The following is a 24,865-nucleotide window of genomic DNA, read 5'->3' as shown; positions in this document are numbered from 1 at the left end:
ATTGGCAGATTTGGAGGCAAATGCGGCGCCCTGTCACCAGTACACAAACGAGTGAACGGCACTTTTTTGATCGTCCAGCCGTCGATGAGCGCGATTTTGCGACTCAAATACCTCAAGACGAACCTGATTTTCCCGAGCGGAGCAATCTTCTAGCAAAGACGCGCCGCGCGGTGACGACCAGATGGCATTGGGTTCGGCACATACCATCGAGCATTCCTCTCGCATTTAGCCGGGAATATGATCGGGGCAATTTCTTTCTGTTTGTGCCTGTCTTTGCCGGGAGTGGCGCTGTTGTCTATTTCAGCCTGCCAACGGAACCCAGACTGAGTGCCATTCTCTTCGGATTGACCGCATTGTCAGGGCTGAAACTGCTGGCTGTTAACAGGCGGCTGATAAGTCTCTGCCTGACCATCGCGCTGTGCATTATCACCGGCATGCTGTGCGCCAAGTTTGAAACCATGCGCCTTGATACAACCATGCTTGGCTCCGGCATTACCACCCGTTTGACGGGCCGCATTGTGGCGATCGCCCGGCCCGAACGTGGTGGCTGGCGGCTGACCATGGATGTCATTGCAACCGAACGTCCGCAGCTTCTCTATAAGCCAGAACGGCTTGTTATATCTGCCCGTTCCTTGCCACCCGATGCCGGGCCCGGCACCAGCCTGCATGGTCTGGTGCATCTGCGTCCGCAATCGGGACCCGTACGGCCGGGCAATTGCGATTTTGCATTCCATAACTACTATCGCGGCATTGGCGGCAACGGGTTCTTTCTGGGCAAGCCGGAAATTGTATCGCTTGCAAAACCCGCCGGGATTGCAGACCAGATATTGCTGATGGTGGCGGGCATGCGTCAGCAACTCACCAATCATATTCAGCATCAGATCAAGGGGGAGCCGGGGGCAATTGCTGCGTCGCAGATCACCGGACAGCGCGACGGCATCAGTGAAGCGACGAACAATGCCATGCGGCTCAGCGGTCTGTCGCATGTCCTGTCTATATCCGGGTTCCATATGGCGCTTGTTGCGGCGATCGTCATGGGGGCCTTGCGTGCCTCGCTGGCATTCTTCCCGGAATTCTCCGCGCGATATCCGATCAAGAAGTTCTCAGCCTTTGCCGCGCTGCTGGCCTGCGCATTTTATCTGCTGCTTTCTGGTCTCGATGTTGCTGCCCAGCGCAGCTTTGTCATGCTGGCGGTGATACTCATCGCCATGATCGCGGACCGCGCGGCACTGTCATTGCGCAATGTTGCATTGGCGGCACTCGTTACAATCGCCATCGCACCACACGAAATTCTGGGACCGAGTTTTCAGATGTCCTACTCCGCCACGGCAGCGCTGATCGCATTTTATGGCTGGTGGTCCCCACGCAGAGCATTGGGGAACAGCCGGCGCAAACGCCGCAATGGTTTGCTTTTGCAATTGCCGGACAGGATCGTCGATCATATCAATGGCATCGCCATGACGTCTTTGGTCGCCGGTTCAGCCAGTGCGATCTTTGCCGTCTATCATTTCAACAATACGGCACCACTTGGTTTGATCGGCAACGCACTGGCTCTGCCTGTCATATCCATCCTTGTCATGCCCTTCGCCGTTCTGGCGTTGCTGCTCATGCCTTTCGATATGGACTGGCTGCCCTTCCGTGTCATGGAGCGGGGGATTGAACTCTTCACCATCATTGCCAATCATGTCGCGGCCCTTTCGCCCAGCGGCCATCTTGGCCCAATGCCGCAAATGAGCCTGCTGCTCCTGAGTGCGGGATTGATTGTCCTCTTGTTCCTGTCGTCGTGGCTGCGCCTGTGCAGCCTGCCACTATTGGCCGTCGGCGCGCTCGTCATGCTGCGCGCCATATCGCCGGATATTGTCATATCGGAGGATGGCAGACTGGTCGGACTGCGCAATGGCGAAATACTGATGATCAATCGGCCGCAAGGCGGCGCATTCATCCTGAACAATTGGCAGCAGGGTTATGGGCTTGCGCAGATTATCAAACCCGCCAAGGCCAATGCGCAAGCTACAGACGGAATGTTTGAATGCGCGGACAAGCTTTGTACGGCGCGCGAACCGGGAGGGCTTATCATCGCCTATACGGATAAAGCTGCATACAGGGACGCAGCCTGTAGTGAAGGAAATATTGTCGTTCTGGCCTTTGCGGGAAGGGATGTCAGCTGTAGCAATCCCGGCACATTGGTTGGTACATTGCACGATCTTGCTTTGAATGGCGCCGCGGAAATCCGCTTGGACCCGGTCACACAGGGGCCGGTCACACAGGGGTATGGGGAAGCAATGAATGCTTCCAGGATCGAACAAGCATTGGATCAAAGGTTGATCTCAGCCAGCCTGACCTATGCCATTGGGCCGCCAGACCGGCCATGGAACACTTACCGCGTTCACTCAAGAGCGGCACGCAACATGCCGGAACGTGTACATAAGCCAAAAACAAAAGCGAGCACCCCGAACAGCGATGAACGGGATGCCGGTCTGGATCAATAACGCCTGATAAGTCCGACGAGTTTACCCTGTACCTGCACGCGATCCGGTCCAAAAATCCGCGTTTCATAGGCAGGATTAGCCGCTTCAAGGGCAATCGATGCTCCCTTGCGGCGGAAACGCTTAAGGGTTGCCTCTTCATCATCAACAAGAGCCACGATGATTTCACCGGGATTGGCCGTATCGCCGCGCTTGATGACGACGGTATCGCCATCAAAAATACCCGCCTCGATCATCGAGTCGCCTTTAACTTCCAGCGCGTAATGCTCGCCGCTGCCGATCATATCCGGCGGAAGGCTCAGCATATGGGTCTGGTTCTGGATGGCGGAGATGGGCACACCCGCAGCGATCCGGCCCATGACGGGAATGCTGACATTGGCAGGCATGTCCATGTCGTTGGAAGCGCGCGGCTGCGGCTTTGGCGGTGCAACATTGCGCCCGAGACTGCCCTCGATGACGCTTGGCTCGAACTTTCTCTGGGCGTTGAGCCCCGGAGCAATGGAGTCCGGCAGGCGCAGGACTTCCAGCGCGCGTGCCCTGTTGGCAAGCCGGCGAATGAAGCCGCGTTCTTCGAGCGCAGTGATCAACCGGTGAATGCCGGATTTGGAAGCCAGATCCAGCGCATCCTTCATTTCGTCGAAGGATGGCGGGATACCCGTCTCCTTCAGACGCTCATGAATGAAGAGAAGAAGTTCATGTTGTTTACGCGTGAGCATCGGCGATCCTTTAGCAGGGAATCGGAAAAACAAAACCAGAACAAACACTATCTGTTCCAGCATTGTTCTACAAGTGCTTAATATTCCGTTGCGACTGTACTCGAAGCGTCAATACTAGCTGTATGGTGATGAAAATGGCTGAATCGAAGGCGCTTTTTGATCGATCACCAATCGGATATCACAGTATTACGACATCAATTACCCGAATCGCTAAACGCTCGCTTCAACGCCGCGGAGCGATGGGTGGTCCGCTTGACTGGCGCAGGACAAGCTCGACGGGCCATATCTCGTGGATGTTTTCAACTGGCTCGCCATCCAGCACCCGCACCAGCAGTTCAGCAATGCGCGAACCGGCGGAGCGGATCGAGGAGCGGGTTGTCGTCATGGCCGGGACCATGTTGCTGGCGTTGAGATAGGGAAAAACGTCATCATGGGCGATGACAGAGACCTCCTTGCCCAATTCATAACCCCTGGAGCGAATGGCGCGGAAGACGCCAAGCGCCGTCATCATGGAACCGGCAAGGATAGCCGTCGGATGCGGAGTGTAGGATAAAAGCCGCTGCGCCTCATGAAAACCCGTTTCATCGGAAAAGCGCTCATGCACGATGAAACGCGGATCAATGGGAAGGCCCCGTTCCACCAGCGCTTCGCGATATCCCATTTCACGGTGCTCTGAGAATGTGTGCCCCTTGAGACCGTCGATCATCGCGACATGGCGGTGCCCTAGATCAAGCAGATGCGACGTTGCCTGCCTGAATGCACCGGCATTGTCGATATCGAGCCAGGCATGCGGCGCTGTGATATTGGTGCGTCCATGCAGCACAAAGGGAAATTTCGCCTCGGTGAGCATGGCAACCCGTTCATCCATCAGGGTAGGGCCGGTTACGATAATGCCATCGACGCGCTTGCTGGAAATCAGCCGCCTGTAGGCTGCCAGTTCATCATTGTTGATGCTCGGGCTCATCAGCAGGTCCATTTCATGCAGTGAAAGCTGCTCGGCCAGACCGGAGAAAAACTCGCTTGTGTGCGGGCCAAAACGTTCACTGCGATCGCGCGGCATCAAAATGCCGATAGCACCGATGCGACCAATGGCAAGGCGGCGCGCATTGGCATTGGCACTGTAACCGAATTTGAGCGCGGCCTCGCTGACGCGCTCACGGGTTGCCTTGTTAACCTCAGGATAGCCGTTCAGGGCGCGACTGACTGTTGTCTGCGAGAGTCCCAATTGGTCGGCCAGTTCCTTAAGTTTCATGGCAGCAATCCAGTATTCAATTCGATCAGGCAAAGCAGCCAAACATTCCGGTGACCGGAACGCTATGTCCGCAGCGCAGATATGACCGCAAATAATAAACACAACCAGAGTAAAAATTCAAAGCGCTTTGAGCAATTTCTCGCAATATTGTGATCTATGGTTATCAGCCCCGAGTTTCAACAAGGGACATGCCCGCTTTTTATGATGTGAGCGTTCGGACACAATAGCTTGTTATTCAATAGTAATATTGGAAAATGATCAATCTGGGAATGTAGGGCTCCAAGGCAATAGCCAATTTGCGGCTTGACAGTTTAAAACAGCTTTGCCATTTTTCATTCAAAGCGCTTTGAATTTATGGTTTGAATGAGTTTACCAAAGCGCTTCAGGAGGAGTTTTACGAGGGGAAACTGGCGTCACCACGATGCAAGTGATCCGATTCCATCAGATTTTTGGGAGGAAATCATGAAAGCCAAATCATTTATTGCGACCCTTTTGACCACCACTTTGCTGGCGTCGGGAGCATTTGCCGCCAATCTTGCCATCGTGTCGGGTGATACGGGCAATGGACGCGAGTTTCTGCGCAGCCAGCTCGACAAGTTTGAAAAGGAAACGGGCAACAAGGTTTCAATTGTTGCCATGCCCGCCAATAGCTCCGATAATTTCGGCCAGTACCGTCTTTGGCTCGCTGCCGGAAATACCGATATTGATGTTTACCGCACCGACGTGATCTGGGCGCCGCAATTGGCCGACCAGTTTCTTGATCTGAAGCCTGCAGCCAAAGACGTTATCGACCAGCACATTCCCTCGATCATTGAAAGCCAGACCGTGGATGGCAAGCTTGTGGCTTTGCCGATGTTCACGGATGCTCCGGCGCTCTATTACCGCAAGGATCTTCTTGAGAAGTACAAGAAGCCTGTGCCAAAGACCTGGGATGAGATGGCGGCAACCGCCAAGGAAATTCAGGATGGTGAGCGCGCCGCCGGTAACAAAAGCATTTACGGCTTTGTATTTCAGGCCAATGCCTATGAAGGCCTGACCTGCAATGCGCTTGAATGGGTGAAATCATCGGGCGGCGGACAGATCATTGAGGCTGATGGCACGATCTCCATAAACAACCCCGATGCGGCCACCGCTATTGATCGGGCCAAGGGCTGGGTCGATTCAATCTCGCCAAAGGGTGTGCTCGCCTATACGGAAGAAGAGGCACGCGGTGTCTGGCAGACGGGCAATTCTGTCTTCATGCGCAATTGGCCTTACGCCTATGCGCTTGGCGGTGCCGATGGCAGCACGATCAAGGGCAAGTTCGATGTGGCACCTTTGCCAAGCGGCAAGGAAGGTCAAAATTCAGCGGCAACGCTTGGCGGCTGGAATCTTGCGGTTTCCAAATATTCGAAATCACCCGAGGAGGCGATCAAGCTTGCCATGTTCCTCGGCTCTCCCGAACAGCAGAAGGCGCGGGCGATCGCGCTTGCCAGCATGCCAACCATCAAGGCGCTGTATGACGACAAGGATGTTGCAGCAGCACAGCCGCTGATTCCAAACTGGAAAGCCGTATTTGAAAACTCGGTTCCGCGCCCCTCGGCGCCAACGAAGGTGAAATACAACGAAGTGTCCAACATGTTCTGGAGCGCCGTACACGACACATTGTCGGGCAATGGCACCGCTGCGGAAAATCTCGAGGTTCTCGAAGCCAAGCTGACCGAACTCAAAGGAGACAGCTGGTAGCTATCTGCCAGCAGAAGGGCACGGTGCGGATGGTGTTCATCACCTCCCGAACCCTGTTCGCACCGTTTGCCTGACGCTTTCGCTTCAACCAGAACCTTACGGGCCAAAACTATACGGGCAGGAATACGATTATGACGCCTTCCACCGCACGTTCAGAACTTATGCGACAGCGCGCCCGTTCAGCGCAGCTGTTTCTCATCCCGATGATCATCGCGCTCGCCATTGTTGCGGGCTGGCCATTGCTTCGGACGATCTATTTCTCTTTCACCGACGCTTCGCTCACCAATATGGGCGCGGCGAAATGGGTTGGTTTCAAGAATTATCTTTCATGGATACAGCTGAAAAGCGGCCGCACAATCTTTTCGGGCCTGCTGGTTGATCCGACCTGGTGGAACGCCGTGTGGAACACCGTGCGTTTCAGTGTCATCTCCGTAGCGCTTGAAGCCTTCTTTGGCATGATCGTTGCGCTTGTCCTGAATGCGGAATTCAAGGGCAGGGGCATTGTCCGCGCTGCAATTCTGATCCCATGGGCAATTCCGACCATTGTATCAGCCCGCCTTTGGGGCTGGATGCTCAACGACCAGTTCGGCATTCTCAACGATCTGTTCCTGCGTCTTGGCTTTATCAGCCAACCCATTGCCTGGACGGCAAGTGCCGATACGGCGATGACTGCGGTGCTGATCGTCGATGTCTGGAAAACCACACCATTCATGGCGCTGCTTATCCTTGCCGGGCTGCAGATGGTGCCAAAAGACATCTATGAGGCCGCACACATCGACGGTGTTCATCCGATCCGGCAGTTCTTCCGCATCACACTGCCATTGATCAAACCCGCATTGATGGTCGCCATTATTTTCCGCCTGCTCGATGCCATGCGCATTTTCGACCTGATCTATGTGCTCACGCCCAACAGCTCGCAGACAAAAACCATGTCGGTGCTGGCGCGCGAAAATCTGATCGAGTTTGACAAATTCGCCTATGGCTCGGCGCAATCAACGCTGCTGTTCCTGACCATTGCGCTGATGACTGTGCTGGCGATCTGGCTTGGCCGTGTACGCCTCGATGGAGGAGACCGCTGATGATCTGGAATCTCACCAAAAACACAGCGTTTTACGCGCTCGTCACCCTGATTGTCGTATTGGCGGTCTTTCCGTTCTATTATGCGATCATCACCAGCTTCAAAACCGGCAGTGCGCTTTTCACCGTCGAGTATTTTCCAACATCGTTCTCTTTCGAGAACTATGTTTCAGTTATCAACGCGGGTAGCTTTACCCGCAATCTGCTGAACTCGCTTATCGTTGCCACTCTGGTGGTGCTGCTTGCCCTGCTGATTGCCGTCACCGCATCTTTTGCACTGGCGCGTGTGCGGTTTCGTGGCCGCTCGCTGCTTCTGCTGACAATCCTGTCCGTCTCGATGTTTCCGCAGATTGCGGTGCTGGCAGGCCTGTTTGAAGTGGTGCGGTTTCTTGGTCTCTACAACACGCTGTGGAGCCTCGTTTTCTCCTATACGATTTTCACATTGCCATTCACCGTCTGGGTGCTGACCACCTTTATGCGGGACCTGCCAATTGAAATCGAGGAGGCAGCGATTGTCGACGGGGCAACACCGTGGGTCATCATCACCAAGGTCTTTCTGCCGCTGATGTGGCCAGCCATGGTGACGACAGGCTTGCTTGCCTTCATCGCGGCATGGAACGAGTTCCTGTTTGCACTCACATTCACTTCCTCAACAGAGGTGCGCACGGTGCCAGTCACCATCGCGCTTCTATCAGGAGCCAGCGCACATGAAATCCCGTGGGGCACGATCATGGCCGCATCCGTCATTGTGACGGTGCCGCTCGTTGTTCTCGTCCTGATTTTCCAACGCAAGATTATTTCCGGTCTCACCGCCGGTGGCGTGAAGGGGTAATTCAAATGACAGCTATTCATCTCAATAATGTTCGCAAGTCCTTCGGTACGTTCGATGTTATCAAGGGCGTTGATCTCGAAATCAGCCCAAGCGAATTCATGGTGTTCGTTGGTCCATCCGGTTGCGGAAAGTCAACGCTGCTGCGCCTGATCGCAGGGCTTGAGGATATCACTGCGGGCACGCTTGCCTTTGATGACAAGGTGGTCAACAGCCTGACCCCATCGCAGCGCGGTATTGCCATGGTGTTCCAGTCCTATGCGCTTTATCCACATATGACCGTGTTCGACAACATGGCTTTTGGTCTGAAACTCGCCAAGGGCGGTGCCGACGAGATCAAGCGGCGGGTGAACGAAGCGGCGGAAATGCTGCAGATCACCGCCTATCTCGACCGCTTGCCAAAGCAGCTTTCCGGTGGTCAGCGTCAGCGTGTGGCCATTGGCCGGGCCATTGTGCGCGATCCGAAAGTGTTTCTGTTCGATGAGCCACTCTCCAATCTGGACGCGGCACTGCGGGTGCAGACAAGGCTTGAGATCGCCAAACTGCATGCAAAGATGCACGAAACCACAATGATCTACGTTACCCACGATCAGGTGGAGGCAATGACGCTCGCCGATCGCATCTGCGTGCTGCGTGACGGCATAGTCGAGCAGGTCGGCACACCGCTTGAGCTTTATGAAAAGCCGCAATCGGTCTTTGTTGCCGGGTTCATCGGTTCGCCGAAAATGAATTTCCTGACGGAAAAGCACGCCGATACGTATCGTGCCCATACGCTTGGCGTGCGGCCTGAGCATCTTGAAATCAAGCCGAAGGATGGCGCCTGGAATGGCAAGCTGATCCTTTCCGAGAATCTCGGCTCCGAAACCTATCTCTACATCGATATTGGCGCGAAGGACCCGCTTGTCGTCAGGCAAGACGGGACTGCAAGCCAGCAGCCCGGCGAACTGCTCCACATTTCGCCGATCAACGACAATGTCCACCGCTTCGATCAATCGGGCAGGCCGGCAGCGTCAAACTAAGACTGAACCAAAGCATCCTCCCAACCACGCATACGCAATGAATAGGAAGACAAAATGACTATCCGCACGCTCGTTTGGGGCGAAAATGTTCATGAGAAGATGAACAAGACCGTCGCCGAAATCTATCCTGAAGGCATGCACAACCAGATTGCCAAGCTGCTGAAGTCCGATGGCAATATTTCTGTCAAGACAACCACCTTGCAGGAGCCGGAACACGGCTTGACCGAGAAGGCATTGGATGAAACCGACGTCCTGATCTGGTGGGGGCACCGCGCCCATGGTGATGTTGCCGATGAAATCGTTGAACGCGTTGCCAAGCGCGTTTGGGAAGGCATGGGCATCATTGTCCTGCACTCGGGCCATTTCTCCAAGATTTTCAAACGCCTGATGGGTTCGCCCTGTGCATTGCATTGGCGCGAAGCCGGTGAGCGCGAGCGGCTCTGGGTGGTCAACCCCGGCCATCCCATCGCCAAGGGTCTGCCACGCTATTTCGAGCTGGAAAATGAAGAAATGTATGGCGAGCCATTCTCTGTGCCGGAACCGCTTGAAACGGTGTTCGTGTCATGGTTCCAGGGCGGTGAAGTGTTCCGTTCGGGCCTTACCTATCGCAAGGGGGCGGGCAATGTCTTTTACTTCCGCCCCGGCCATGAAACCTATCCGACCTATCACGATGCGAATGTCGGGCTGGTGCTGCGCAATGCGGTGAACTGGGCGTACAACCCCAATCGCTATCCGTTGCTCAATACTGCGCCGAATGTGCCGGTTGAAAAGGCTATCGAGCCGATCACCGCACGTGGCGGCAGCCTGCATGAGGCTGGCGAGGAAGGTTTCCGCTAGGATTTTGATCCGACATGGTGGCCGTTTGCGCGGCCACCTCAAACAGCTGTCATATCAATGCCTGCGCCTGTTTTCAGTGCACGGCACATTCATTTGAAGGACTGGACCAATGCGTCTTTTGATCTTGGGTACCGGCAGTATGGCCAATTCCCACGCGAAGGCTTTCGCTGCTATCGATGGAGTAACGCTGGCAGGTGCGGTTGACGTCGATCCCGGCCGTGCTGAAGCATTCCGCGCCGAATACAATATCGAACGCGCTTTTACCTCACTCGAAGAAGCGCTTGCATGGGGCGAGTTTGATGCGGTCGCCAATGTCACTCCCGACAGTATCCATCACGCCACAACCTTGCAGTGTGTCGCGGCAGGAAAACACGTGTTTTGTGAGAAGCCGCTTGCAGCCAATTACGAAGATGCCAAGGAAATGGCCGATAAGATCGAGGCGGCCAATCTCGTCGGCATGGTCAACCTGACCTATCGCAATGTTGCGCAGTTACAGGCGGCCCGCAAACTGGTGACAAGCGGCCAGATCGGCAAGGTCAAGCATGTCGAAGCATCTTATCTGCAAAGCTGGCTTGTCGCGAAAATGTGGGGTGACTGGCAGACGGAAAGCCGCTGGCTCTGGCGCCTGTCGAAAAAGCACGGCTCCAATGGCACGCTCGGTGACGTCGGTGTCCATATTCTCGATTTTGTTGTCTATGGCACCGATACGGAAATCGATGAGGTCTTTTGCCGTCTTAAAGCCTTCGACAAGGCGCCCAATAACCGCATTGGCGAATATGAACTTGATGCCAATGACAGCTTTACCATGACGGTCAGCTTCACCAATGGCGCGCTTGGCGTGGTGCATTCAAGCCGCTGGGCCACGGGGCATGTCAACGAACTGCGTCTGCGCGTCTATGGCGACAAGGGTGCGTTTGAAGTGGTGCATCGTCATGACGGTTCGAAACTGCTCGTCTGCCTTGGCGATGATATCGAAACGGCAACGTGGAAAGAGGTCGAGGTCGAACCGGTTGCAACGAACTATCAGCGATTTGTCGAGGCGGTCAAACAGGGCAAAACCCTTGAGCCATCATTTAGACATGCGGCTAAGTTGCAAAAGGCGATCGATCTTGCCAATGTAACGGAAAGCGACCGGAAAGAGCACCGGATAACCGCCTGATTCTTGTATTAAAATTGCCTTGGGTTGCTCTCAGGCAATGCCGCTCTGGAGTTGTGGACTGACCCATGACTCCAGAGGTCTGGTCTATCGCAGCATCAGGATGGTGCAGGGCGAACCGGCTGCAAGCGCGGTTGCATGCGGCTCGCGAATGATCAGGCCATTGGCGTCGGCGAGAAATTTCAGCATGGACGAATCCTGCAGGGGAAACGGCGTTGCGGTCAATGTACCGTCAGCGCCGGTAACGATGCGGGCGCGGATATAATCCTGCCTCTGGTCATTAACAGGCATGTCGACGCCCAGGACTGCAGCGCGAAGATCAGGCGCATGTGGCAATCCCATGAACGCGCGGATAAGCGGCGTCAGGAAAATATGCGCGCAGATCAGGCTCGAAACAGGATTACCGGGAAGCCCGAGAATGCGCATGTCTTGCAGATGTCCGAACATCAGCGGTTTGCCGGGTCGCAGGGCAATCTTCCAGAAATCCAGTTCCATGCCATGCGCCGCTAAAGCTGGCTGCACCAGATCATGATCACCGACTGACGCACCACCCAATGTCACCAGAATATCGGCCTTGGCGGCAATGGCACGATCAAGTGCATCGCTCAAGGCTTCCAGACGATCCTCGGCAATGCCAAGATCAATGGCGATGCCGCCCGCATTGCGCACGATTTCAGCCAGACCAAAACTGTTGGATGCGATGATCTGATCGGGGCGATAGGGTTCACCGGGGCTGACGAGTTCATCACCGGTTGCCAATATCGCTACACGCGGACGCCTGATAACGGATAATTGCGGATGATCGGCCGAAGCGGCGAGGGCGAGCGCGGACGAGTCAAGCTGTCGTCCAGCGTCGAGCAGCACGTCACCACTGTTGAAATCGAGACCCGCCTTGCGGATGTTGCGGCCAAAGGCAATGGTCTCGGAAATTTCGACTTCATCGCCATGGGCAGTTGTATTTTCCTGAATGACCACGCTGTCAGCACCATCAGGTACTGGCGCACCGGTAAAGATGCGCACCGCTTCGCCAGCGTTCAGCAAGCCCTGAAACGCATGACCGGCGGCAGATTGGCCCACAAGCTTCAAACGAACCGGTACATTGGCCACATCATCAGCACGCACCGCATAACCGTCCATCGCGGAGGCTGCAAACGGCGGTTGCTGGCGTTTGGCATGCAAATCTACAGCGAGAACGCGCCCACCGGCTTCGCCAAGCGTTACAGTCTCGGAGTCCAGCAGATCAACATTGGCAAGGATGCGCCGCAGCGCTTCATCAACGGGAAGAAGGCCTGCCATGTTCAATTCCCGTCCGCTGACCAGTCGCCGGATTTTCCTCCGGATTTTTCCAGAAGGCGAATACCTTGGATTATCATGCCCTTATCGGCAGCTTTTGCCATGTCATAGATGGTCAGACAGGCAATGGAAACGGCTGTCAGTGCTTCCATCTCAACGCCGGTTTTCCCTGATAGTTTGACCGTGGCGCGCACATGCAGGCCCGGCAGTGCTGTATCCGCATCAATATCGACTGTGATTTTGCTCAAAAGCAGCGGATGGCAAAGCGGAATAAGATCGTGGGTTTTCTTCGCGGCCATAATCCCGGCGATACGGGCCGTGCCGATCACATCACCCTTCTTGGCATTGCCAGTGAGGATGAGATGAAGGGTTTCTGGCTGCATTCGCACATAACCTTCGGCGACAGCAACCCGCTCGGTCTCGGCCTTATCACCGACATCGACCATATGGGCCGCGCCAGAACTGTCGAGATGGGTCAGCTTTGTCGTGTTCATGCGGCGCTTGTCTGTTGTTCCGATGAGCCATGCAGAAGCGCACGGGTTGCAGCGGCCACGTCACTTTGACGCATCAGGCTTTCACCGACCAGGAAGGTGCCGATATCGGATTTCGCCAGACGCTGGCAATCCGCATGGGTGAACACACCGCTTTCGCTGACGAGCAGCTTGTCAGCTGGCACCATTTTGGCAAGCCGCTCCGATACGGCAAGATCGACATTGAACGTGCGCAGATCGCGATTGTTGATACCAAGAAGCGGCGAGGTGAGCTTGAGTGCCCGTTCCATCTCGGCTTCATCATGTACTTCAACGAGCACATCCATATTCAATGAAAAGGCTGTCTCTTCCAGCGCCTTTGCCAATGCATCATCGACGCTGGCCATGATGATCAGGATACAGTCGGCACCCCAACTGCGGGCTTCAAACACCTGATAGGTGTCGAACAGGAAATCCTTGCGCAGCGCAGGCAAACTTACCGCCGCGCGGGCATTGGTCAGAAACTCCGGTGCCCCCTGAAATGACGGCGCATCGGTGAGCACGGAAAGACAGGCCGCACCGCCTTCTTCATAGGCTTTTGCCAATGCGGGTGGATTGAAATCCGGACGAATCAAACCTTTGGACGGGCTGGCCTTCTTGATTTCCGCAATCAGGCCGAATTCATTGGCCGCACGCTTTGCCACGAGTGCTTGATGAAAACCGCGCGGCGCTTCCTGATCCCCGATCCGCGCCTTCAGCTCATCAACGGTAAACTGCGCCTTGGCGGCGGCAATTTCCTCGCGCTTATAAGCTTCGATCTTGCGAAGAATATCGACCATGATCAGACTGCCTCGCTGTTGGATACGTGGACCAGCTTCTTTAGCACATTTCGCGCTGCACCGCTGTCGATTGAATGGGCAGCCATGCTGATGCCGGTTTTCAGATCGTCTGCGGCACCCGCAATAACCAGTCCGGCCCCGGCATTGAACAGGGTGATATCGCGATAGGCGCCATGCGCACCATCAAGAACAGACAACAGCGACACCGCATTTTCATCGGCAGTCCCACCTTTGAGATCCTGTGGATCAACGCGGCGCAATCCAAACGTCTCCGGTTCAATCTCGAATGTACGGATAACACCGTTCTCAAGCGCCGCAACCTTGGTCACACCTGCGGTAGTTATTTCATCAAGACCATCACCATGCACAACCCACACGGATTCAGAACCGAGATTCTTCAGCACCTGCGCGATAGGCTCCACCCATTCGGGCGCATAAACACCAACCAACTGGCGCGTAACGCCTGCGGGATTGGTCAAAGGGCCGAGCAGATTGAAAATCGTACGGGTTCCAAGCTCAACGCGGGCAGGGCCCACATGCTTCATCGCCGGGTGATGCGATGGCGCAAACATGAAGCCAATGCCTGCTTCCTTGATGCAGGTGGAGATCAGATCCGGACCGATTTCAATATTAATCCCAAGCGCAGCCAATGTATCGGCCGCACCGGAGCGCGAGGACAAGGCGCGATTGCCATGCTTGGCAACCGGCACACCGGCACCGGCAGCGACAAAGGCAGCGCAGGTTGAAACATTATAGGAGCCGGACTGATCACCACCCGTACCGACAATATCGATAGCGCCGGGCACCGCCTTTACGGTGAGCATTTTCGAGCGCATGGCGGAGACGGCGCCTGCAATCTCATCAACCTGTTCACCGCGCACCCGCAGTGCCATCAGCAGGGCGCCGATCTGTGCAGGGGTGGCCTGCCCGGACATCATGATATCGAAAGCTTCAACAGCCTCCTCGCGGGAAAGAACCTTTCCCGCCGCCGTAATACCGATGAAACGTTTCAGTTCAGCCATTTCTCGATCTCACAGCAATCATTGGCGGGCGAGCGCCTGATCAATAACAGTCTTGTTGATGGATACGGGGTAGACGGTCTGCAACTGCATGACCAACTGGTCGAGCAGATCGTCGGAGAGCCGCGAGGTGAACGAATCTTTCTCGGCTTTACTCAGCGAATCCGCACCCACATTCATCGGTTCAATTGATTCCGTAACCTTGAAGATCAGCTTCGACTGATCAGCCGCAGATTCGGTTACACCAACCAGACCATCGGCGCCATCAAACACCGAGGCAACGCCGCCTTCACCCAGATCCGTGTCCTTGGACTGGCGCGTGATGCCACGCTTGGTTTCCTTGGTGAGTTTGAGTTCGGCAGCAATATCGTCAAGCGAGGTACCCGCAGCAACGCGCTTGCGCACTTCCTCGGCTTTTTCGTTCAGACGCTTTTCAAGCTCGGCTGTGCGCCAGTTTTCCGTCACACGCGCCTTCACTTCATCAAGCGTGCGTTCCCGTGCGGGCGTAATGCCTGCAACATCATACCAAAGGAAACTGTTCGGTCCGACATTGAGCGGCTCATTATCAAAACCCTGATCGGCAAGGAAAGCGGCGGTCAGCAGGTTTTCTCCGAACGGAATATTGGGAATTTCCTTTTCATCCGGTCCACGGCCCGACTGATCAACGGCGTCAATCGTCACCATTTTCAGATTCTGCTTGGCTGCAGCATCCGCCATGGTCGCACCATCGGCGCGGGCATTTTCATAGGCATCATGCACGGACATGACCGATGTAGCGGCAAGGGTCAGGGCAATCGTTTCACGAATATCCTTCTCGACGTCAGCCAGCGGCTTGACCACTTCAGGTGTTGCAGCGGTTACGCGAACAATGACCGGGCCAAACGCGCCGGTAATCACATCGCTGACATTGCCAGCCTGCATTTTGAAGATTGCATCAGCAATCGTCTGGTCGGGCAGGGCATTGCGCTGGAAGGTGCCAAGACCCACATCGTTCATGGTCTTACCCTCAGCTTTTACTTCGTCTTCGAACGAAGTCCCGCCAGCCAGACGGTCATGCGCTGCCTTGGCCGCTTCAGCATTGGCAAAGGTCAATTGCTCGATGGTGCGGGTTTCCGGCGAGGTATAGCGGGCGATGTTCTTGTCGTATTCAGCCTTGATTTCCTCAGGCGAAACCGATGCCTCATCAGCAATATCTTTTGGTTCGAGCTTTACATAGGTGATTTTGCGGTATTGCGGAGCACCGTAAGCTTCCTTGTTTGCATCGAAATAGGTCTTCAGATCCGCATCGCTTGGCGCGGGAATGTCGGTGATGAATGATTTCGGCATCGATACATAATCGATGGTGCGCGATTCACCCTTATAGGTGGCTACGGCCTTGAGCAGCGTATCGGGCACGGTAATGCCGTCAGCCACAGCTTCGACTATCTGCTGGCGGCGCGCAATCTTGCTGCGGCTGTCGAGATAACCCTGCGGGGTCATGCCGGCATTGCGCAATATGGCATCAAACTGCGCAGGATTGAAACGACCGTCGGGGCCCTGAAAAGCAGGGTCTTCGGCGGCAAGCTGTGCCAGACGGTCTTTGGAAAGACCGAGCGACATCTTGCGGGCCTCTTCATCAAGGACCACACCGGCAACCAGCTGCGACTGAACCTGATTGCTCACACCAATGGCATCAGCCTGTTCACGGGTAAACCGCTGGCCAAAGCGCTGCTGCAGCGATGCAAGCTGGCGATCATAGGCTAGGCGATACTCGACCGGGGAAACTTTCGAGCTACCGGCGCTAATGGCGGAACCATTGCCAACGGCGCTGAGAATTGTATTGGACACGCCCCAGCCAACAAAACTGATGCCAAGAAGACCGAGAAGTACCTTAGCTACCCAGGTCTGGGCCACATCGCGCAAAGAATCGAGCATAGAAAGTCACCGTAACAGTATGAGGCTCAAAAGAATTGCCTCATGGTCCGATTCTGACATTTGCATCCCGCTGATACAGCCATTAAGGCAAATGTCAGAATAAAAGGACCACAAGCAACTCTATGGTTCTAGTGGAGCTTTGAATTTGACATTCGCTCCGCGCTTGATGTCACGAAGGATGCGAATGTCAAATTCGCTCCACTAGGGGAATAGCGTCATGGAGGGCTTGTGTCGATTGCTTTATCAAGTGAATTTGCTAGTCAGACAATCAAATAACCGAGAAATCATCAAATCTATCGTCTTGAGGAACGCCGAATGACCCCTGATGTCCGTCCACTCGTTGCTGGCAATTGGAAAATGAACGGGACCGGAGAGTCTCTGGATGAACTGCGCATGATCGTCAACAGGCCCAATTCGGCGATTGGCGAGAAGATCGACGGACTGATCTGTGTGCCCGCTACGCTTGTCTTCCGCGCTGCCCAGTCGGTGGAAGGCGAGGCGCTGGCCATTGGCGGCGAGGATTGCCATGCAAAGAAGTCGGGTGCGCATACGGGGGATGTGTCTGCCGATATGCTGAAAGACGCTGGAGCATCCCATGTGATCGTCGGCCACTCGGAACGCCGTACCGACCATGGCGAGACCGATGCAATGGTCAATGCCAAGGCCGTTGCTGCCTGGGGTGCGGGGCTCGTCGCCATTATCTGCATTGGTGAAACCGAGGCGCAGCGCAAATCCGGTGCGACACTTGATGTGATCGCGACACAGCTTGCAGGCTCCATTCCTGATGGGGCCGTGGCCAAAAATACTGTTATTGCCTATGAACCCGTCTGGGCCATCGGCACAGGTCTGACACCAACTGCTGGCGATGTGCGCGAGGTTCACGCCTCGATCCGTGCGGCTTTGATCAAGCGTTTTGGCGGAGAAGGCGCGAAACTGCGTATCCTTTATGGCGGCTCGGTCAAACCATCCAATGCGGTTGAACTTCTCGGTATTGACAACGTCGATGGCGCCCTTGTTGGCGGTGCAAGCTTGAAAGCTGCGGACTTCCTGGCCATCTGTGAAGCATATCATTCGCTCTAAAAGGCCCCAACAGCCGAGAAAACTGTCAATTCACGGGCTTGGTTTATTACGAGATACGGTGTAAAGAGCCGCGTCCGACACCTAGAAAGCAGAAAATACCCCATGCAAACCGTCGTTATCGTCATTCATCTTCTGATTGTACTTGCCCTCGTTGGAGTTGTGCTCATGCAGCGCTCTGAAGGCGGCGGTCTTGGAATTGGCGGTGGCTCAGGTTTCATGAGCGCGCGCGGTGCAGCCAATGTGCTGACACGGGCAACGGCAATCCTTGCAACGGGCTTTTTCATCACATCTTTGGCGCTTGGCATCATGTCGCGCTATGCGGAAAGCCCAACGGATATTCTGAACCGTATTCCGACAACAACCGGTGGCCAGCCCGCAACGGGCGGACAGCCAGCTGGTTCCGGCGGTATTCTTAATCAGCTTCCGGGTGCGCCAACGACGACGCCACCAGCTTCGGATGCAAACGCACCGGCTTCGGGCGCTCCTGCGCCAGCAGCCCCAGCACCTGCCGAATCAACAGCGCCTGCACCAGCAGCACCGGTTACACCGGCGCAGCCTGCCAATCCTGTTCCAAATTCCCAGTAACGGGCTGAAAAAGTGAATCTTTGCGGACACGCAGCAAATGTGTTGCGCTTCCGCAACCCTTGCGGGTGAAGAATCAGTCTGCCTCATTCTTCACGGTGATTTGCATTGAGAAGAAAGCAGTCTTCGGGTACGCCATAATCAGGTTTGGCCTAGAGGGCCGGGCAAGCGCCGCTGATGGCGCATGCATACTATCCGGGAACTAACACTATGATTTCACGTCGCTCTCTGCTTATTGGAATCTCTGCTCTGGCATTGGCCGGACCAGCATCCGCGCAATCTGTAATCAACGAGACGGCAGCCCCTGCTGTCGATGCAACACCAACAGCTTCTACGGCAAAGCCCACCAAGGTTTCGCAGGCTCGCAAGCCAGCACGTGTTGCTGCCAAGCGCAACTACTCGCTTGATCCCAAATATTTGCCGCAGGATGTTGCCTTCACCGGGTACAAAACTGGCACGATCGTGATCGATCCGAAGGAAAAGTTCCTCTATCTGGTTGAATCTTCAAGCACGGCGCGCCGTTATGGTATTGCTGTCGGCAAAGAAGGTCTTGAATTCAAGGGCACTGCTGAAATCCGCACCAAGCGCGAATGGCCCCGTTGGATTCCGACCAAGGAAATGATCCAGCGCGAACCAAAGCATTATGCCCAGTATGAGAACGGCATGGATGGCGGTCCGGGCAATCCTCTTGGCGCCCGTGCGTTGTACCTTTCACAGGGCAACAAGGATACCTATATTCGCATCCATGGTACCGTGCAGCCCTGGACTATCGGCAGCTCCGCTTCGAACGGTTGCTTCCGCATGGTCAATGATCACGTGATCGATCTTTACAACCGCGTCAGTGTCGGCACCGAAGTGGTTGTTCTGTAAGAATTAATTACCGCCAGATTGAAACGGCCAGACATCGCGTCTGGCCGTTTTGTTTGTTTTGAAAAAATATTTGGACGGGAAAAACGGCTTTGATGCCGATTTTTTTGTGGCCAAATCACTCACAAAGGACTAACGAGATAAGCCCATGGCCCGATATGTTTTCATCACTGGCGGCGTGGTTTCTTCCCTCGGAAAAGGCATCGCCGCAGCTGCTTTGGCAGCCCTCCTTCAGGCTCGTGGATACCGTGTACGGATTCGCAAGCTTGATCCTTATCTCAACGTCGACCCCGGCACGATGTCGCCGTATCAGCATGGCGAGGTCTTTGTGACCGACGATGGTGCTGAAACTGACCTCGATCTTGGTCATTATGAGCGCTTTACGGGGCGTCCTGCTAATAAGCAGGATAACATCACCACCGGACGCATTTACCGGAACATCATCGAAAAGGAACGCAGGGGTGATTACCTCGGCGCGACTGTTCAGGTGATTCCGCACGTCACCGACGAGATCAAGAATTTCATCGTGGATGGCAATCAGGACTATGATTTTGTCCTGTGCGAAATCGGTGGAACCGTTGGTGACATCGAAGCGATGCCGTTTCTGGAAGCAATCCGTCAGCTGGGCAATGATCTGCCACGCGGCAGCGCTGTCTATATCCACCTGACCCTGATGCCCTATATCCCCGCAGCGGGCGAACTGAAAACCAAACCAACCCAGCACTCCGTCAAGGAACTACGTTCCATCGGCATTGCGCCTGATATTCTGCTCATTCGCGCGGATCGTGAGATTCCTGAATCTGAACGTCGCAAGCTTTCGCTGTTCTGCAATGTCCGCTCATCGGCGGTTATTCAGGCGCTGGATGTCGATACGATCTATGATGTTCCGATGGCCTACCACAAGGAAGGTCTTGATTCGGAAGTTCTGGCAGCTTTCGGCATTGATCCCGCACCCAAGCCTCGCATGGAACGTTGGGACGAGGTGAGCAGCCGTATTCACAATCCGGAAGGCGAGGTCACTATTGCCGTTGTCGGCAAATATACCGGCCTGAAAGATGCCTACAAGTCGCTGATCGAAGCGCTTCACCATGGCGGCATGGCCAACAAGGTGAAGGTCAATCTGGACTGGATCGAATCGGAAATCTTTGAACAGGAAGACCCGACGCCCTATCTGCAGAAGGTGCATGGCATTCTGGTGCCTGGTGGCTTTGGCGAGCGTGGTTCGGAAGGCAAGATTCTGGCGGCAAAATTCGCCCGTGAGAAAAAAGTTCCGTATTTCGGTATCTGCTTCGGTATGCAGATGGCGGTGATTGAGGCAGCCCGTTCACTGGCTGGCGTTGAAAAAGCATCGTCAAGCGAATTCGGCCCGACCACGGAACCCGTCGTCGGTCTGATGACCGAGTGGCTCAAAGGCAATATGCTGGAAAAACGCACGCAGGCTGGCGATCTCGGCGGCACCATGCGTCTGGGCGCCTATGAAGCCATGCTGAAATCCGGAACCCGCATTGCCGATATTTATGGGTCGACGGATATTTTCGAGCGGCACCGTCATCGCTACGAAGTGAACATCGATTATAAGGACCGTCTGGAAGAGTGTGGTCTGGTATTTTCGGGCATGTCGCCGGATGGCGTTCTGCCTGAAACCATCGAATATCCTGACCATCCATGGTTTATCGGCGTTCAGTATCACCCAGAACTCAAATCTCGCCCGTTCGAACCGCATCCGCTGTTTGCCTCCTTCATTCAGGCGGCAATGGATCAGAGCCGGTTGGTTTGATCAGAAGAAGGGTGTGGCTTGAATTGCAATCAGCATTGAGGCACACCCTTTACCCATGACCACAATCTCTCCCCGCACATCTCGTCCCGTCGATCATCTGGTTCTGCCCGTGGTGGAGCTGGATACTGCGCGTGCCCGGCTTGAAGCACTGGGCTTTACGGTCGCGCCGGTTGGCGTGCATCCGTTTGGCACTGAAAATGCCTGCGTGTACTTCCACGACAATACGTTTCTTGAACCGCTTGCCATCAGCCAGCGCGAGACCTGCGAAGACGAGGCACGCAAAGGCAATGTCTTTGTTGCCCGTGACCAAGCCTACCGTTTCCGCAATGGGCAGGATGGCTTTTCTGGACTGGTGATGGGTACGCAGGATGCCAAGGCAGATCACAAGGAATTTGTGAAGTCAGGCATTTCGGCTGGCGAGGTTCTTGATTTTTCAAGGGCTTTCAAAACGCCTGAGGGCAAGGAAGACACCGCCAGTTTCCGTCTGGCCTTTGCCTCGGATCTTCGGGCACCGGATGTCTTTTTCTTTACGATCCAGCGCATCAATACGCTGAAAGTCGACCGGACGACGCTGCAGACCCATAAGAATGGCGCATTGGGATTGCGCGAGATTGTGCTGTCAGAGGTCAATCCAACGGATTTCCAGTACCTGTTGCAGGAGCTAGTCAACCAGCGCGATGTGAATGCTCACTCCTTCGGCATGGATATTCGTGCTGCAAATGCCAACATCACCGTGCTGACGCCTGCGGGTCTGCGTTCATTCCTCGGTCTTGATGCCTCTGAAAACGAGCGCGGTTTGCGCCTGCAGGCTTTTGTGATCGGCGTGCGCGATCTGGCTGCGGTTGAAACTTTGCTTGCCAACAACAATATCTCCACCGAAAAGCGCGGCTCCCGCCTGATTGTGCATAAGGCACCGGGACAGGGCGCTGCCATTATATTTGAGGCTGCCTGATGTCCCTGAATTCCACCGTATCCGCCGGCTCGGTTGCCTTTTCCAATACCGGTCAGTTTTCGCTGATTGCTGGTCCATGCCAGATGGAAAGCCGTCAGCACGCCTTCGATATGGCGGGCGCTCTGAAAGAGATGACCGGCAAGCTCGGTATCGGGCTGGTTTACAAATCAAGCTTCGATAAGGCCAACCGCACGTCGCTGACGGGCAAGCGCGGCTTTGGTCTTGAGAACTCGCTGCCGGTTTTCGCCGATATCCGCAAGGAATTCGGTCTGCCGACACTGACCGACGTTCACACGGAAGAGCAATGCGCCATTCTGGGTGAAGTGGTTGATGTGTTGCAGATTCCGGCATTTCTTTGCCGCCAGACCGATCTGCTGATCGCGGCTGCCAAGACAGGCAAGATCGTCAACATCAAGAAGGGTCAGTTTCTCGCGCCCTGGGACATGAAGAATGTCATCGCCAAGGTAACGGAAAGCGGCAACCCGAATGTCATGGTCACGGAGCGTGGCGCGTCTTTCGGTTACAACACACTGGTTTCTGACATGCGCTCGCTGCCGATCATGGCTGGCTTCGGCGCACCGGTTATTTTCGATGCGACACATTCAGTACAGCAGCCGGGCGGGCAGGGTGGCTCGACCGGTGGTCAGCGCGAATTTGTGGAAACATTGTCCCGCGCGGCTGTTGCCGTTGGCGTTGCCGGTGTCTTCATTGAAACGCATCAGGACCCTGATAACGCCCCTTCCGATGGCCCTAACATGGTACCGCTCGACCAGATGCCGCGTCTTCTGGAGACGCTGTTGAAATTCGACCGCATCGCCAAGGGCCTCTAAAAGGTTCCGGGTAAAAAACCTGAATTTTTATGCAACCATGGGCGGCTTTGTTCATTCCCCTTTCAGTGACAACAGAAAAGGAGTGAGCAAATGCCAACCAATTCAGGTCATACAACAGCGATCCGTGCCACACGCGTCATCGGCACGAATGTCTACAATACAACCGGTGAAAAGATCGGTGAAATTGAAGACGTGATGCTGGACAAATCAGCCGATGGAATCATGTTTGCCGTTGTTGGCTTCGGCGGTTTCCTCGGAATTGGCGAAAAATACCATGCCGTTCCATGGTCCATGCTGGATTATGACACCAATAATGATGGATATGTCGTGCCGTTCACGCGGCCCCAGCTGGAACAGGCGCCGACCCACACAATCAAGGAATTGACGGAGAATGACGGGCGCAAGGCGCGCGACCTCTCTGCTTCCTATTACAAGGCGGCGTAGCTCATCTTGGTGACGGCTGGACCATCTATTATGGAAAAAGGTCGTCTCTGACGGCCTTTTTTCTGTTTTGATCGACAAATCGTCTCAATGGGGATTTTCCTTGTCATCTTCATTCGCTATTCCAGTGAAACGAATTTGACATTTGCATCCTTGGCGACATCACGCACGAAGCAAATGTCAAATTTAAAGTTCCACTGAAAACCTTAGAGATTCGAGTGGTCCTTTGATTCTAACATTCGCTTCGGTGGCTTTATCAATGGGATGCGGATGTTGGAATCGGACCACTCGTTGCGAATGCCGCCCAATGCAAATTGAAGGAAAAGCCTTATGACTGCTATTGTCGATATTATTGGCCGTGAAATTCTGGATAGTCGCGGGAACCCGACTGTTGAGGTCGATGTCATTCTCGAAGACGGCTCTCTTGGCCGCGCTGCCGTACCCTCCGGCGCATCGACAGGTGCGCATGAGGCGGTTGAACTGCGCGATGGCGGCACACGCTATCTCGGCAAGGGCGTCCAGAAGGCCATTGATGCGGTCAATGGCGAAATTTTTGATGCCATTGGTGGCCTCGACGCTGAAAACCAGATCCATATCGACAAGACCATGATTGATCTGGATGGCACACCGAACAAGGGCCGTCTCGGCGCCAATGCCATCCTCGGCGTATCGCTTGCCGTTGCCAAGGCTGCTGCCGAAGCATCCGGCCAGCCGCTCTATCGCTATCTCGGCGGACCAAACGCCCATGTCCTGCCTGTTCCTATGATGAACATCATCAACGGCGGCGCCCATGCTGATAATCCGATCGATTTTCAGGAATTCATGATCCTTCCCGTGGGCGCGTCGTCCATTGCCGAAGCCGTGCGCTATGGTTCCGAAGTGTTCCACACGCTGAAGAAGCGTCTGAAGGATGCCGGTCATAACACCAATGTCGGCGACGAGGGCGGTTTCGCACCGAACCTCAAGACCGCGCAGGCTGCGCTCGACTTCATCGTTGAGTCGATTGAAAAGGCCGGTTTCAAGCCGGGTGAAGAAATCGCCATTGGTCTGGATTGTGCTGCCACCGAGTTCTTCAAGGACGGCAATTACGTCTATGAAGGCGAAAAGAAGACCCGTGATCCGAAGACACAGGCAAAATATCTTGCCAAGCTTGTCGCCGATTACCCGATCATCACCATCGAAGACGGCATGTCAGAAGATGACTGGGAAGGTTGGAAATATCTGACGGATCTGGTTGGCGACAAGTGCCAACTGGTTGGCGATGATCTTTTTGTCACCAATTCGTCGCGTCTGCGCGATGGTATCAAGATGGGTGTGGCCAATTCCATCCTCGTCAAGGTCAATCAGATCGGCACCCTGTCGGAGACGTTTGACGCTGTCGATACCGCTCACCGTGCAGCCTATACCGCCGTCATGTCACATCGCTCTGGCGAAACGGAAGATTCAACGATTGCTGATCTCGCCGTTGCCACCAATTGCGGGCAGATCAAAACCGGCTCGCTTGCCCGTTCTGACCGGGTCGCCAAGTACAATCAGCTGATCCGTATCGAGCAGGAACTTGGACCGCAGGCCCGTTATGCGGGTCGTGGCATCTTCCGCAGCATCTGATTGCTGTATGCTTCTGCATCAGGGCGCCAGAGATGGCGCCCTTTTTGTTTGATGGGATGTGGTTTGTGGTGCGTGGTTCGACAAGCTCACCATGAG

At 54.9% G+C, this 24,865-nt stretch carries 22 protein-coding genes; 15 read left to right on the top strand and 7 right to left on the bottom strand.

The features are described from left to right. Positions 1-20 precede the first annotated feature (20 nt). Positions 21-2,489: a ComEC/Rec2 family competence protein gene (locus FHW17_RS17735; RefSeq protein WP_182510447.1), complete on the top strand. Its 2,469-nt coding sequence runs from the start codon at positions 21-23 to the stop codon at positions 2,487-2,489. Here FHW17_RS17735 and lexA read toward each other — a convergent pair. Both lexA and FHW17_RS17725 read right to left on the bottom strand, forming a co-directional pair. Then, the gene (gene lexA / locus FHW17_RS17730) at positions 2,483-3,202 is read right to left on the bottom strand and encodes a transcriptional repressor LexA (RefSeq protein ID WP_091886158.1); all 720 of its coding nucleotides are present in this window, start codon (positions 3,200-3,202) and stop codon (positions 2,483-2,485) included. The genes FHW17_RS17735 and lexA overlap by 7 nt on opposite strands. Before the next feature lie 223 nt (positions 3,203-3,425). Then, entirely contained in the window at positions 3,426-4,454 is a 1,029-nt protein-coding gene (locus FHW17_RS17725) for a substrate-binding domain-containing protein (RefSeq protein WP_112530037.1), read from the bottom strand. Between the two features lie 462 nt (positions 4,455-4,916). Here FHW17_RS17725 and FHW17_RS17720 point away from each other — a divergent pair, with 462 nt between their 5' ends. From FHW17_RS17720 to FHW17_RS17695, 6 genes are all read left to right on the top strand, one after another. Further along, the gene (locus FHW17_RS17720; protein WP_112530035.1) at positions 4,917-6,179 is read left to right on the top strand and encodes an ABC transporter substrate-binding protein; all 1,263 of its coding nucleotides are present in this window, start codon (positions 4,917-4,919) and stop codon (positions 6,177-6,179) included. Between the two features lie 131 nt (positions 6,180-6,310). Then, positions 6,311-7,258 carry a sugar ABC transporter permease gene (locus tag FHW17_RS17715; RefSeq protein WP_112530033.1) on the top strand — a complete coding sequence of 316 codons (948 nt, stop codon included), beginning with the start codon at positions 6,311-6,313 and terminating at the stop codon, positions 7,256-7,258. Further along, positions 7,258-8,088, top strand: coding sequence for a carbohydrate ABC transporter permease (locus tag FHW17_RS17710; protein ID WP_113094777.1), 831 nt, complete (start codon positions 7,258-7,260; stop codon positions 8,086-8,088). The genes FHW17_RS17715 and FHW17_RS17710 overlap by 1 nt, the downstream gene beginning before the upstream one ends. 5 nt (positions 8,089-8,093) lie before the next feature. After that, positions 8,094-9,104, top strand: a complete 1,011-nt coding sequence (locus tag FHW17_RS17705) for an ABC transporter ATP-binding protein (protein ID WP_112530029.1) — start codon at positions 8,094-8,096, stop codon at positions 9,102-9,104. Positions 9,105-9,158: 54 nt separating this feature from the next. Further along, complete coding sequence (locus tag FHW17_RS17700; protein ID WP_182510446.1) at positions 9,159-9,941, top strand: ThuA domain-containing protein; 783 nt, start codon at positions 9,159-9,161, stop codon at positions 9,939-9,941. Between the two features lie 109 nt (positions 9,942-10,050). Continuing rightward, complete coding sequence (locus FHW17_RS17695) at positions 10,051-11,100, top strand: Gfo/Idh/MocA family oxidoreductase (protein ID WP_112530025.1); 1,050 nt, start codon at positions 10,051-10,053, stop codon at positions 11,098-11,100. A gap of 84 nt (positions 11,101-11,184) precedes the next feature. Here the strand turns inward: FHW17_RS17695 and glp are convergent, their stop codons facing one another. From glp to FHW17_RS17670, 5 genes are read right to left on the bottom strand one after another with little or no spacing between them, the layout of a single operon-like run. Then, the gene (glp, locus tag FHW17_RS17690) at positions 11,185-12,393 is read right to left on the bottom strand and encodes a gephyrin-like molybdotransferase Glp (RefSeq protein ID WP_182510445.1); all 1,209 of its coding nucleotides are present in this window, start codon (positions 12,391-12,393) and stop codon (positions 11,185-11,187) included. Positions 12,394-12,395: 2 nt separating this feature from the next. Further along, the gene (gene moaC, locus FHW17_RS17685; protein ID WP_182510444.1) at positions 12,396-12,884 is read right to left on the bottom strand and encodes a cyclic pyranopterin monophosphate synthase MoaC; all 489 of its coding nucleotides are present in this window, start codon (positions 12,882-12,884) and stop codon (positions 12,396-12,398) included. Next, positions 12,881-13,702 (bottom strand): indole-3-glycerol phosphate synthase TrpC, encoded by an 822-nt coding sequence (gene trpC / locus FHW17_RS17680; protein ID WP_182510513.1) that lies wholly within the window; start codon positions 13,700-13,702, stop codon positions 12,881-12,883. The genes moaC and trpC overlap by 4 nt, the downstream gene beginning before the upstream one ends. Then, positions 13,702-14,721, bottom strand: a complete 1,020-nt coding sequence (gene trpD / locus FHW17_RS17675) for an anthranilate phosphoribosyltransferase (protein ID WP_182510443.1) — start codon at positions 14,719-14,721, stop codon at positions 13,702-13,704. Before trpD ends, trpC begins: the two co-directional genes overlap by 1 nt. An 18-nt stretch (positions 14,722-14,739) precedes the next feature. After that, positions 14,740-16,632, bottom strand: coding sequence for a SurA N-terminal domain-containing protein (locus FHW17_RS17670; RefSeq protein ID WP_182510442.1), 1,893 nt, complete (start codon positions 16,630-16,632; stop codon positions 14,740-14,742). 315 nt (positions 16,633-16,947) lie between these two features. On the opposite strand from FHW17_RS17670, the gene tpiA reads away from it, so the two are divergent. The 8 genes from tpiA to eno all read left to right on the top strand — a co-directional run bounded on the left by tpiA (position 16,948) and on the right by eno (position 24,769). After that, positions 16,948-17,712 carry a triose-phosphate isomerase gene (gene tpiA / locus FHW17_RS17665; protein ID WP_112530012.1) on the top strand — a complete coding sequence of 255 codons (765 nt, stop codon included), beginning with the start codon at positions 16,948-16,950 and terminating at the stop codon, positions 17,710-17,712. Positions 17,713-17,814: 102 nt separating this feature from the next. Beyond that, positions 17,815-18,297, top strand: a complete 483-nt coding sequence (secG, locus tag FHW17_RS17660) for a preprotein translocase subunit SecG (protein ID WP_112530010.1) — start codon at positions 17,815-17,817, stop codon at positions 18,295-18,297. 207 nt (positions 18,298-18,504) lie between these two features. Next, entirely contained in the window at positions 18,505-19,164 is a 660-nt protein-coding gene (locus tag FHW17_RS17655) for a L,D-transpeptidase (RefSeq protein ID WP_182510441.1), read from the top strand. Positions 19,165-19,309: 145 nt separating this feature from the next. Continuing rightward, positions 19,310-20,938: a CTP synthase gene (locus FHW17_RS17650; RefSeq protein ID WP_112530006.1), complete on the top strand. Its 1,629-nt coding sequence runs from the start codon at positions 19,310-19,312 to the stop codon at positions 20,936-20,938. A gap of 55 nt (positions 20,939-20,993) precedes the next feature. Next, a complete protein-coding gene (locus FHW17_RS17645) occupies positions 20,994-21,890 on the top strand; it encodes a VOC family protein (RefSeq protein ID WP_182510440.1) in 897 nt (298 codons plus the stop codon). After that, positions 21,887-22,720: a 3-deoxy-8-phosphooctulonate synthase gene (gene kdsA / locus FHW17_RS17640; protein WP_182510512.1), complete on the top strand. Its 834-nt coding sequence runs from the start codon at positions 21,887-21,889 to the stop codon at positions 22,718-22,720. The genes FHW17_RS17645 and kdsA overlap by 4 nt, the downstream gene beginning before the upstream one ends. 90 nt (positions 22,721-22,810) lie before the next feature. Continuing rightward, on the top strand, positions 22,811-23,164 hold the full coding sequence (locus FHW17_RS17635; protein WP_112530000.1) for a PRC-barrel domain-containing protein: 354 nt from the start codon (positions 22,811-22,813) through the stop codon (positions 23,162-23,164). Between the two features lie 327 nt (positions 23,165-23,491). Next, complete coding sequence (gene eno, locus FHW17_RS17630; protein WP_113094766.1) at positions 23,492-24,769, top strand: phosphopyruvate hydratase; 1,278 nt, start codon at positions 23,492-23,494, stop codon at positions 24,767-24,769. Positions 24,770-24,865: the final 96 nt, after the last annotated feature.

It is taken from the genome of Phyllobacterium sp. P30BS-XVII (genome assembly GCF_014138335.1).
GTDB classification, from domain to species: domain Bacteria; phylum Pseudomonadota; class Alphaproteobacteria; order Rhizobiales; family Rhizobiaceae; genus Phyllobacterium; species Phyllobacterium meliloti.
This window is presented reverse-complemented; position numbering and strand designations above follow the sequence as displayed.

What these genes read in the sequence shown, in the direction of transcription:
- FHW17_RS17735 (WP_182510447.1), top strand. Translation starts at nt 21, where the DNA reads ATGCGGCGCCCTGTCACCAGTACACAAACGAGTGAACGGCACTTTTTT.
- lexA (WP_091886158.1), bottom strand. Translation starts at nt 3,202, where the DNA reads ATGCTCACGCGTAAACAACATGAACTTCTTCTCTTCATTCATGAGCGT.
- FHW17_RS17725 (WP_112530037.1), bottom strand. Translation starts at nt 4,454, where the DNA reads ATGAAACTTAAGGAACTGGCCGACCAATTGGGACTCTCGCAGACAACA.
- FHW17_RS17720 (WP_112530035.1), top strand. Translation starts at nt 4,917, where the DNA reads ATGAAAGCCAAATCATTTATTGCGACCCTTTTGACCACCACTTTGCTG.
- FHW17_RS17715 (WP_112530033.1), top strand. Translation starts at nt 6,311, where the DNA reads ATGACGCCTTCCACCGCACGTTCAGAACTTATGCGACAGCGCGCCCGT.
- FHW17_RS17710 (WP_113094777.1), top strand. Translation starts at nt 7,258, where the DNA reads ATGATCTGGAATCTCACCAAAAACACAGCGTTTTACGCGCTCGTCACC.
- FHW17_RS17705 (WP_112530029.1), top strand. Translation starts at nt 8,094, where the DNA reads ATGACAGCTATTCATCTCAATAATGTTCGCAAGTCCTTCGGTACGTTC.
- FHW17_RS17700 (WP_182510446.1), top strand. Translation starts at nt 9,159, where the DNA reads ATGACTATCCGCACGCTCGTTTGGGGCGAAAATGTTCATGAGAAGATG.
- FHW17_RS17695 (WP_112530025.1), top strand. Translation starts at nt 10,051, where the DNA reads ATGCGTCTTTTGATCTTGGGTACCGGCAGTATGGCCAATTCCCACGCG.
- glp (WP_182510445.1), bottom strand. Translation starts at nt 12,393, where the DNA reads ATGGCAGGCCTTCTTCCCGTTGATGAAGCGCTGCGGCGCATCCTTGCC.
- moaC (WP_182510444.1), bottom strand. Translation starts at nt 12,884, where the DNA reads ATGAACACGACAAAGCTGACCCATCTCGACAGTTCTGGCGCGGCCCAT.
- trpD (WP_182510443.1), bottom strand. Translation starts at nt 14,721, where the DNA reads ATGGCTGAACTGAAACGTTTCATCGGTATTACGGCGGCGGGAAAGGTT.
- FHW17_RS17670 (WP_182510442.1), bottom strand. Translation starts at nt 16,632, where the DNA reads ATGCTCGATTCTTTGCGCGATGTGGCCCAGACCTGGGTAGCTAAGGTA.
- tpiA (WP_112530012.1), top strand. Translation starts at nt 16,948, where the DNA reads ATGACCCCTGATGTCCGTCCACTCGTTGCTGGCAATTGGAAAATGAAC.
- secG (WP_112530010.1), top strand. Translation starts at nt 17,815, where the DNA reads ATGCAAACCGTCGTTATCGTCATTCATCTTCTGATTGTACTTGCCCTC.
- FHW17_RS17655 (WP_182510441.1), top strand. Translation starts at nt 18,505, where the DNA reads ATGATTTCACGTCGCTCTCTGCTTATTGGAATCTCTGCTCTGGCATTG.
- FHW17_RS17650 (WP_112530006.1), top strand. Translation starts at nt 19,310, where the DNA reads ATGGCCCGATATGTTTTCATCACTGGCGGCGTGGTTTCTTCCCTCGGA.
- FHW17_RS17645 (WP_182510440.1), top strand. Translation starts at nt 20,994, where the DNA reads ATGACCACAATCTCTCCCCGCACATCTCGTCCCGTCGATCATCTGGTT.
- FHW17_RS17635 (WP_112530000.1), top strand. Translation starts at nt 22,811, where the DNA reads ATGCCAACCAATTCAGGTCATACAACAGCGATCCGTGCCACACGCGTC.
- eno (WP_113094766.1), top strand. Translation starts at nt 23,492, where the DNA reads ATGACTGCTATTGTCGATATTATTGGCCGTGAAATTCTGGATAGTCGC.